The sequence below is a fragment of the Streptomyces sp. MB09-01 genome (genome assembly GCF_033794505.1).
Taxonomy (GTDB): domain Bacteria; phylum Actinomycetota; class Actinomycetes; order Streptomycetales; family Streptomycetaceae; genus Streptomyces.
The window spans coordinates 65,896-75,074 of sequence record NZ_JARAYQ010000011.1; the positions used below are offsets into that span (position 1 = coordinate 65,896).

A 9,179-nucleotide genomic window follows, 5' to 3' on the forward strand; every position below is an offset into this window, starting at 1 on the left:
CCACCGCGTTCGCGTGCCGCGATCACAGCTTGGTCCCGGCGCGCATGCGGCGGACCGACTTCCAGGGAATGCCGTCATGGAACACGCATACGAATCTGTCGACCAGGCCGCCGAGCCCAGGCAGACGGCCGCCTGTCCGCGGACGGCCCGCCCCCTACGTCTGGACGATGGCGGAACGGGGGAGAGGTGGCGGTTCGGCTTCCCCGGCAGGGCCCGTGCCGAGGTCCATACGCGCGGCGCCCGGCTCCGTTCACTGATCCTGCCGGACCGCTGGGGCCACACCGCTGACGTGGTGCTCGCGCCCCGCGACCACGCCGCCTGCGAGGGTTCCGCACGCTACTTCGGTGCGACGGTGGGCCGTTACGCCAACCGCATCGCACGCGGCGGGCTCGTGGTCGACGGCGTCACCCACCGGCTCGCCACCCAGGAGACCGGGCACACATTGCACGGTGGTCCCGACGGGTTCGACCAGCGCCTGTGGCGGTGCGAACCCTTCCACTCGGCGCACCGCACCGGTGTCCGGCTGTTCCTGCACAGCCCCGACGGCGACCAGGGATTCCCCGGTGCCCTGAACGTGCGCCTCACCTACACGCTGGACCGCGACGACAACCTGACGATGTCGTACCAGGCGGTCGCCGACGCCCCGACGATCGTCAACCTCACCAACCACGCCTACTGGAACCTCGAAGGGGAGGGGCGCGGCAACGTCCTGGCCCACCACCTCCAGGTCGCGGCCCCCCTCTACACCCCCGTCGACGCCGAGTTGATCCCCGAGGGCTCCCACCGCCCGGTCAGCGACACCCCGTTCGACCTCCGCCGGCACCGGCGTCTCTCCGACGCCTTGACCCATACGGAGGCGCAACTGGCCCTCGCCGGCGGAGGCTTCGATCACAACTGGGTCCTCGACGACGCCCGGCGAGACGGTCCTCGTAAGGCCGCTGTGCTGTACGCCCCCGCATCCGGCCGCCGCATGGAGGTGCGCACCACGGAACCGGGCATCCAGGTCTACACCGCGCAAGGCCTGACCGGTGACATCACGGGCAAGGCAGGCAGGCCGTACCACGCCTACGCGGGGGTCGCGCTGGAGACCCAGCACTTCCCGGACTCCCCGAACCGCCCCGACTACCCGACGGTCGTCCTGCGCCCGGGCGAGCTGTACCGGTCCACCACGATCCACAGTTTCACCACGGTCACTGTCTGAGAGGGGCGGCGCCGGCCGTTTCGCGGGTCGGTGCGGTCGTCATCTGCTCACCCAGAAACGCGAAGATCTCCTCCGCCGACCGCTTCGCCATTCCCGGGGCGCGCCGCCCCGGCCCGGGCGACGTCGTCGGTGGTTCCAGTGTGTCGGCCGCACGTCCGCCCGGGCCGCCCGGCTCCCCACGGGGAGAGGCAATCCCTGGGCGGTGGGGGTCATTCCCTGGGGGGAGAGCTCCTGCGGGCCGTACTGGCGCGCACGATGAGCTCGGGCGCCACCACCAGGTGCGTCGACTCGTCGGTCCGGCCTTCGATGTGGTCCAGGAGCAGCCCGATGCTGTCGCGGCCGATCGAGGCGAAGTCCTGACGGATCGTCGTCAGCGGGGGTGGGAAGAACTCCGCCTCCGGGATGTCGTCGAAGCCGGCGACTGCCACGTCCTCCGGCGTGCGCAGGCCCGCTTCCCGCAAGGCCCGTAGCACACCGAGGGCCATCTGGTCGTTGGAGACGAACACCGCGGTGAGGCCCGCTCCCCGCCCTCGTGACGCCCGGACTCGACCCGCAAGCTGCTGGCCGGCCTGGTATCCCGACAGCGGACTCCAGTCGCCGCGCAGCAGGGGCGGCACCTCGGCGCCGGCCTCTCGTAGCGCGTCTTCCCACCCCTGCGTGCGGGCCTCGCTCTCGAGCCAGTCGGGAGGGCCTGCGACATGCCACACGGTGGCGTGTCCCGACGCGAGAAGATGTTCCGTGATCATGCGAGCGCCGAGGTTCTGGTCCAGCGACACCCCTGGCAGGTCCAGGGTGTGGCCGCCTTCCACGGTGACCACCGGGCACGGTGCTTCCAATGCCGCCAGGGCCCTCACCGCGTCTCGTTGGGGAGTGACGGCGACGATCCCCTCCACGCCCCACCCGGCGAGGTGCTGCATGGCTTCGGCGAGGGCTGTCTGCGTGGCGGTCCGAAGCGTGACGGCGGACGTCAGATAGCCGCGGTCCCGAGCCGCCTCTTGAACTCCCGCCACGGTGCTGGCGGGCCCGTGCAGAGTGGTGTTCACCGCGATGACGCCCAGCGTGTGGGTCCGGCGAGTGGCCAGAGCCCGGGCTGCCGAGTTACGGCGGTACCCGAGCTGCTCGATGACCTGTGTCACCGCGGCCCGGGTCTTGGCGCTGACGTTGGGGTGGTCGCTGAGCACCCGTGAAACGGTCTGATGGGACACGCCGGCGACGCGCGCGACGTCCGTCATCGTGGGCGCTCGCGAGACGTCTGGGAGCTGGGTCAACTCTCTTCCTTTCCTCATCGAGCGGCCTTCCCTCAAGGTACCGAACCAGCCGCGGCCCACACACATCTGGGACTGATCGGGAGATTGTCGGCGGGGTATCGATGTTGGCGTTCACATTATGCAGCGATGGCCACATGTTGTGGGCAGGAATCTTCTCGTGTCCTCTTGAGGTTTCTGCTTGTTAGCGCTCACAATTCGATCGGGGTAACTGGGATAGCTCGGGTCGCGCAGCCGCGATGCCTGGCGGCCCCCGATCAGTCCAGCCCACTCATGCGCGACTGCGGGGCCTGCCGGACGCCGGTCCCAAGAAGCCGCCGAGCATGTCGGAGAGACGGTGAGAGTGTAGTGAGCGAGACCAACCTCAAGGATCTCCGTCGCGAGGTCCTCGCGGCCAACCTGCGCATCCCGGAGGCCGGTCTGGCCACCCTCACCTGGGGAAACGTCAGCGGAGTGGACCGAGACGCCGGCGTCTTCGTCATCAAGCCGTCCGGGGTCTCCTACGCCGACCTCACCGAGGAGGACCTGGTGGCGGTGGCGCTGGAGGACGGGCGGGTCGTCGACGGGCACCTCAGGCCGTCCACCGACACCGAAACCCATCGGTGCCTCTACCGGGCCTTCCCCTCCATCGGTGGCGTCACCCACACGCACTCGGCGCACGCCGTCGCCTTCGCCCAGGCACGCCGCCCGATCCCCGTGCTCGGCACGACACACGCCGACACCTTCAACGGGCCCGTACCCGTGACGGCGGATCTCACAGCCGAGCAGTGCGCGCAGGACTACGAGTACAACACCGGACAGGTGATCGTTGCCCGGCTCGACGGCGACCCCCGTCGGGCAGACGAGGTCCCCGGAGCGCTCGTCTCACGACACGGCCCCTTCACCTGGGGCGCCACTGCGAAGGCTGCGCTGGAGAACGCCATCGTCTGCGAGGCCGTGGCGGAGATGGCGCTGCACACGCTGGCGCTGGGGTCCCGCCTCGGGGACACCTCGGAACCACCGAGGCATCTGCTGGCGCGGCACTTCACCCGTAAGCACGGACCGGACGCCTATTACGGCAACACCCCTCACGCCCCGGGCACCTGAGGCCGCGCACCGCCTCCGCGGCGCATGATCCGGCCAGAACGTCCGACTGTCGCGGCTCGGAAGACAGGGGGACCTCCCGCGCATCCGGCGACGCGGCTCACTTGCTTGCTGGGGTCGGCGAGGAGGAATGCCGCAGGTCGCCGCAGAGGGCCAGGCGCTCCAGCGGCCGTGCCCTGCGGCAGGCTACCGGGTGCCCGCAGCGCCAGCGGGGGAGGGAAGCCTCAGACGGTCGGTATGGTCCGGCCGCGTTCGACTTCCCCCACCAGCGCCCGGACATTCATCGGTAGGCCGCAGCCGCTCATGAATTCCACTACGAGTCGGAACACGTCGTCCCCGGCACCGCGCAGGGCCTGGAGCTGCGCAGCGCAGGGATGACGGCATGCTCGGGGTCGTACTGAGGCGGCTTGACGCCCAGGAGGGGTTGTCGTCGAGACCCCGCGCCTTCAGCGGCACCGGCGGCAGTTGCGGAGCGGGCATGGGCGGACCGTCGTAGCCCTTTACCTCGCCGTAGTGGGTGCCCTCCCGGACGACGAGGGGCCGCCACTCCTGGGGAGATCGTTCCCGCGGAGGGAGTGGCGGGGCTTCCGAAGGCCGTCCGAAGCGAGCGACTTGAGCTACGGCCATCAGCTCGATGCCGGGTCCGAGCTGCGTCGCGTGCGGCCCTCACGTTGTAGCCGGGCGGGTTGCCGGCCCCGCAGCGGGCCGGACGGGCACCGGCTGAGGGTTGCCGCCGCCGTCGTTGTCCATGAGGGCCGGGTCTTGTTGGTGGGCTGGTTCCCGCGGACGCACGACAGCGACGGCTTCGCACTCCACGGGGCTGCGGACCTCGGAACATGGCCTGCAGCCCGACCGTGGCCCCGGTACCCAAGGACCGGAACACCGTCGAGCGGTGCATCGACCGCGTCAAAGCTCGCGATCGGTCGCGCGTGGTCGTCCGAGAGCTGAGCGGGACCGGCCGCGGCCGGGACGGCAGCAGCCCTCCCGGTACGGCAGCAGGGCCAGGACCGCGCGTCGCGGTCCGGGCCCTGCTGCCGTGCGGTGCCGCCCTGCGGCGGCGGTGCGTCAGCTCTGCGCGGCGTCCTCGCCCGCCTGCCCGGCGCCCTCAGCTGCGGCGGCCTTCTCGCGCATCTTGCGCACCAGCTCCGCCTTCTGGTCGGCAGCACCCCGGCGGTCGAGGTTGCGGTGCGGACCGTTGTTCTGCCGTTCGGCGCGGGACAGCCTCTTGCGCTGGCCGCCGCCCTGGCCCACGGGGTTGTTGATGTTCTTGCTCACGGTCACGGGTTCTCCCGGTAATGATGTGGAGTGATCTACGGATTCATCGGTGGGGGACGGGCAGCGACGTCGATGGACGTCAGCAGGGGCCCATCACGCCCTCACTCGTAAATCGGCCTCTGGAAGAACATGACAAAGACGGTACCCGGTTCCGTCGGCCCCGCACACCAACCGTTTCGCGGCTCCGGCGTCGGCCGGGCCTTCGGCGAGCGCTTGGGGTCAGCCGTTTCCTTCCGGAATCTCAGCACCGCCAGCACCCGGCGGTGGGCGCCGCCCGCCCGGGGCAGGTCCCGATGGCCGGCCCCGCGGGCGTACTGGCCGGGGCCAACGCCCACCTCGCCGCCACTGCGCCGGGGCAGACCGGATGACGCCGCCACAGCTTCCCCTGGCGGGTCAGCCGTGGAGTCGCTCAGTGGCGTGAGCATGACGTCGTTTCGTGGCTGAGGCAGAACGCTTCGAAGGCGGAGCGAATCGTCTTCGCGTGTACGGGTGCTTTCCTGCTCGCCGAGGCCGGTCTGCTCGCAGGTCGGCGGGTGACAACCCCTTGGGACAGCCCGGGACGGAAGCAGGTGCCGGACCGGACGTGCTCTCCGGGATCTTGTACGTGCTGCACACCGGGATCCAGTGGGAGTACCTGCCGCAGGAGCCGGGGTTCGGTTCGGGGATGACGTGCTGGCGCCGACTGCGGGACTGGAACGAGGCCGGTGTGTGGCAGCGCGGCTGCACGGGGTGCTCCTGGCCGAGCTGAACGTGGCGGCGACACTCGAGACTCTTCGCACCTCCGGGCCCCAAGAAACCGAGGCTCGCGACGGGCCGTCACCGGTCGGCCGGGACCGGCCCGGCTCGAAGCACCACCTGATCACCGAAGGCCGCGGCACCCCGCCCGCCGTCCTCCTCACCGGCGGTAACCGCAACGGCGTCACCCAGCTCAAGCCCGATCGACGCCATCCCGCCCGTCCGCGGCCGCGTTACCGCGTTGGCCGAGTTGGACACCCGCGGAGACGGGCCGACTCCCTGTTCGCCGACCGCGGTTACGACCACGACATCTACCGCGACCAGGTCCGCGCCCGCGGCATCATCCCCGCCATCGCCCGAGTGGCACCGGCCTGGATCCACCGCTGGGTCGTCGAGCACACCTTCGTCTGGCTCCACGGCTTCAAGCGCCTCCGTACCCTGGGAACGCAGTCAACTCATGGTGTTGGGCGCTGTAACAGCGTGTCCCACGTGCCGTGATCTACGTGTGACGTTGCGGTCGTCCCGTCTCGCTAGACGTTCTCCCTGTCACGCTATATCTGGCGGTTCGGCTGCCCTGGCGCTCCACTACCGGTGCCGACCGCTTGTTATTCTTTCCGATCGTGCGAGCCCTCTTCCCAGGATCCTTCGACCCGGTCACTCAAGGGCACCAGGACGTTCTCCGCCGCGCCGCCCTCCTGTTCGACGAGGTCGTCGTCTGCGTGATGTTCAATTCGAACAAGACCGGCCGCTTCCCCATCCCCGAACGGCTGGACCGGCTCCGCGCGGCAGCAACTGGCCTGAGCAACGTCACGGTCGACTCCCACACCGGCGGCCTGCTGGTCGACTACTGCCGCCGCGTCGGGATCGACGTCGTCATCCGCGGAGTCCGCGACGTTCCCGACCTGGACTACGAAATGCCGATGGCCCGCATGAACCACGAACTGGGCGGAGTCGAAACGTTTTTCATCGCCGCAGACCCCGCCCTGGCCCACATCTCCTCCACCCTCGTCACTACGATGAGTCAACAGGACCGTGTCCCGAATGATGATTTGAGCGAGCTTCTTCCAGCCGGTGAGGGCGGCAGCGAGGGTGCTGAAGGCGGCGAATAGGGTTGCCCCGGCGCCGAGGCGTTCGGAGGAGTCGATGTCGCGGCGGGCGATGTGCGGGGACGAATTTTCGGCCGGGCAGGGGGAGGTAAGCGGTGGTCATAATCGCGGACCGACCGCCGGCGCGAGGTGAGCTCCGCGGTCGAAGTCACCGTCGACGTGGCGTCCGACGCTCCCTGCACGGTCATCAACACCGCCAGCCTGAACCTGTGCCCCGACCCGGCAGGCCGGGGCGTAGGTGGATTAGTGGTTGAACGTCTGCGAGCGGTGCGGGGCCAGGGCGGACGCCCGCCAGATCCGGGAGATGGCCGACTGGGACATCCCGGTCGCCGCGGCCATCGACCTCGTCGACCAGTGCGTCGCGTTCTTCGGCGTCTCTTCCAGGGTTTTGACGATGACCCGCTCGACATCCGCATCGGTGATCTTCCGTGGGACACCAGGACGCGGGTCGTCACACATGCCCTCCAGACCGCGGTCGAGGAACTGCCGCCGCCAGGTCCGGACCGTCTCTGGAGCGATCCCCAGACGCCGCGACACCTCCGCGATCGAATGCCCCTCCGCGGACTCGAGTACGATCCTGGACCGTAACGCCAACGCCTGAGCCGTCGAACGACGACGCACCCCCCTCGAGCACAGCCCGCTGGGCATCGGTCACAGACAACGGCGGGATCTTCGGTCCAGGTCGACTCACGCCTAACCAACAACGAATCTCTGACTCAGGTCACTAGTGGTGCCCCGCGTTAGTTCGTGGAGGGGTGCAGGGGATGGTCAGGCGGGGGTGCCGAGGTAGAGGCCACCGGCGCAGTTGAGGCAGTCTTCGGGACTGCCGGAGGGCAGCCCTGTGGACAGGAAGTTGTCCTGGTAGCCGCCCTGGCTTGCGAGGTAGTTGGCCCGCCATCGCCGCGCAAGCTGCGGGGACCTGCTTCGCGCCGGTCTCAGCTTCGCAGGTCGGGCGGATCCTGGCGGATTCGGACCTGAAGCCGCACAAGGTCCGCGGCTGGCTCACCCGCCGCGACACCCCCGACTTCTGGGAACGCGCGGCGGACGTGTGCGCCCTTTACCTCAACCCGCCCGAGGGTGCGGTGGTCCTGTCAATCGACGAGAAGACCGCGATCGCCGCCCGCTCGCGCCGGTATCCCGGGCGCCTCGCCGCCCCCGGCGCGTTCGCTCGCCAGGAGTTCGAGTACCGCCGCCACGGCACCGCTTCCCTGGTTGCCGCCTTGGACGTGACCAGCGGCGAAGTACTCACCGAGGTGATCACCCGCAACGACGCGGTTACCTTCACCGCGTTCCTGGACCAGCTGAACCGGGCCATCGCCCCCGACAAGGAGATTCACGTCGTGCTCGACAACGGCTCCTCCCACACCGCCAGACACACGAAAGCATGGCTGGCCGCGCACCCGCGCTGGCACGTCCACTGGACCCCACCGCCCGCCTCCTGGCTCCACCAGGCCGAGCTGTTCTTCTCCGCCCTGACCCGCCGGGTCCTGCGGCACGGCGACTTCGCCGCCCGTGACGACCTGATCGATAAGCCGGAGGCATACACGATCGGGCACAACGAGACAGCCAAGCCATACCGCTGGACCTACGAAGGCACCCCACTCAAGACCGCTTGATCAACGACTTCTCGGCGCAGGACTAGCATGTCGCCGTGCCGAATGATGATCTGACGATCCGCCCCGCCTGCGTGTCGGACGGTCCCGCGTTGATCGCGCTCGATCGGGCCGGCTGGTCCTGGCTGAGCGACGTCATGCCGCAGCGGGCCGAGGACGCATCGATGTTCGACGAGCGGCACGGGGTAGAGCCCTTCCTGATAGCCGAGCTCGCCGGCCGGGTGATCGGCTACATCCGCCAGGTCCCGCCGACCCCGCTCGCCAGTAACCAGCACGTTCGGCAGATCCAGGGTCTGCAGGTGTCCCCTGACGTCCGCGGTCGCGGGGTCGGGCAGGCCCTGGTCGAGGCCGCCTGCATGGCCGCCCGTGCCCAGGGCGCCCGCCGGATGTCGCTGCGCGTACTCGGGCATAACATCCCAGCGCGGCGGCTGTACGAACGGTGCGGGTTCCAGGTCGAGGGCGTGCTGCCGGAGGAATTCCTGCTGGACGGCGCGTACGTGGATGACGTCCTGATGGGCCTTCGGCTGGACGACTGACCTCTCCAGCCCTGGCACCAGCCCAGCTCTACTCAGATCGCGCTGGGCGCAACCACATATGGACGCCCCTCCACGAACTTCTGCGGAGCAGCGCTAGGCGGTGTCTGATGGCTCTTGCCCGGATGGTGGATCTACTCCCGTTGCGGGCAAGAGTCGGCCATGGTGCGTCGGCATGAACTGACGGATGCTCAGTGGGATCGCATAGCCCCGCTGCTCCCGGAGACCGGCGCCCCAGGCGGTCGGTGGGCCGATCACCGGACCGTGGGCAACGGGGTGCTCTACCGGACCCGGACCGGGATTCCATGGCGTGACCTGCCCGAACGCTACGGATCCTGGCAGACCGTCTACGAACGCCACCGCCGCTG

Annotated in this window: 9 protein-coding genes and 1 pseudogene; 7 read left to right on the forward strand and 3 right to left on the reverse strand. The window is 69.4% G+C overall.

What is annotated here, in order from left to right; translation table 11 throughout:
* Positions 1-76: 76 nt before the first annotated feature.
* A complete protein-coding gene (locus tag PV721_RS04245) occupies positions 77-1,201 on the forward strand; it encodes an aldose epimerase family protein (protein WP_319721431.1) in 1,125 nt (374 codons plus the stop codon).
* Positions 1,202-1,410: 209 nt separating this feature from the next.
* On the opposite strand, the gene PV721_RS04250 is transcribed toward PV721_RS04245, so the two are convergent.
* Positions 1,411-2,487 carry a LacI family DNA-binding transcriptional regulator gene (locus tag PV721_RS04250; protein WP_416371021.1) on the reverse strand — a complete coding sequence of 359 codons (1,077 nt, stop codon included), beginning with the start codon at positions 2,485-2,487 and terminating at the stop codon, positions 1,411-1,413.
* 327 nt (positions 2,488-2,814) lie between these two features.
* Between PV721_RS04250 and araD the strand changes: the two genes are divergently transcribed.
* On the forward strand, positions 2,815-3,552 hold the full coding sequence (gene araD / locus PV721_RS04255) for an L-ribulose-5-phosphate 4-epimerase AraD (protein WP_319721433.1): 738 nt from the start codon (positions 2,815-2,817) through the stop codon (positions 3,550-3,552).
* A gap of 1,062 nt (positions 3,553-4,614) precedes the next feature.
* Here araD and PV721_RS04265 read toward each other — a convergent pair.
* Positions 4,615-4,830, reverse strand: a complete 216-nt coding sequence (locus PV721_RS04265) for a DUF6243 family protein (RefSeq protein WP_319721434.1) — start codon at positions 4,828-4,830, stop codon at positions 4,615-4,617.
* A 434-nt stretch (positions 4,831-5,264) separates the two neighbouring features.
* Here PV721_RS04265 and PV721_RS04275 point away from each other — a divergent pair.
* A pseudogene (locus tag PV721_RS04275) lies at positions 5,265-5,994 on the forward strand (IS5 family transposase); the annotation flags it as partial.
* A gap of 185 nt (positions 5,995-6,179) precedes the next feature.
* Positions 6,180-6,668, forward strand: coding sequence for a pantetheine-phosphate adenylyltransferase (gene coaD, locus PV721_RS04280; protein WP_319721435.1), 489 nt, complete (start codon positions 6,180-6,182; stop codon positions 6,666-6,668).
* Positions 6,669-6,908: 240 nt separating this feature from the next.
* Here the strand turns inward: coaD and PV721_RS04285 are convergent, their stop codons facing one another.
* Positions 6,909-7,202, reverse strand: a complete 294-nt coding sequence (locus PV721_RS04285; RefSeq protein WP_319721436.1) for a helix-turn-helix domain-containing protein — start codon at positions 7,200-7,202, stop codon at positions 6,909-6,911.
* 338 nt (positions 7,203-7,540) lie between these two features.
* Between PV721_RS04285 and PV721_RS04290 the strand changes: the two genes are divergently transcribed.
* The 3 genes from PV721_RS04290 to PV721_RS04300 form a co-directional block, all read left to right on the forward strand.
* Positions 7,541-8,281 (forward strand): IS630 family transposase, encoded by a 741-nt coding sequence (locus tag PV721_RS04290; RefSeq protein ID WP_319721437.1) that lies wholly within the window; start codon positions 7,541-7,543, stop codon positions 8,279-8,281.
* Between the two features lie 35 nt (positions 8,282-8,316).
* Complete coding sequence (locus tag PV721_RS04295; protein ID WP_319721438.1) at positions 8,317-8,814, forward strand: GNAT family N-acetyltransferase; 498 nt, start codon at positions 8,317-8,319, stop codon at positions 8,812-8,814.
* Positions 8,815-8,973: 159 nt separating this feature from the next.
* The coding region (locus PV721_RS04300) for a transposase (protein ID WP_416371022.1) at positions 8,974-9,179 on the forward strand (206 nt) is incomplete at its 3' end.

Bases quoted from the DNA above. Each gene is read 5' to 3' on its own strand.
- PV721_RS04245 (WP_319721431.1), top strand. From the start codon at position 77: ATGGAACACGCATACGAATCTGTCGACCAGGCCGCCGAGCCCAGGCAG.
- PV721_RS04250 (WP_416371021.1), bottom strand. From the start codon at position 2,487: ATGAGGAAAGGAAGAGAGTTGACCCAGCTCCCAGACGTCTCGCGAGCG.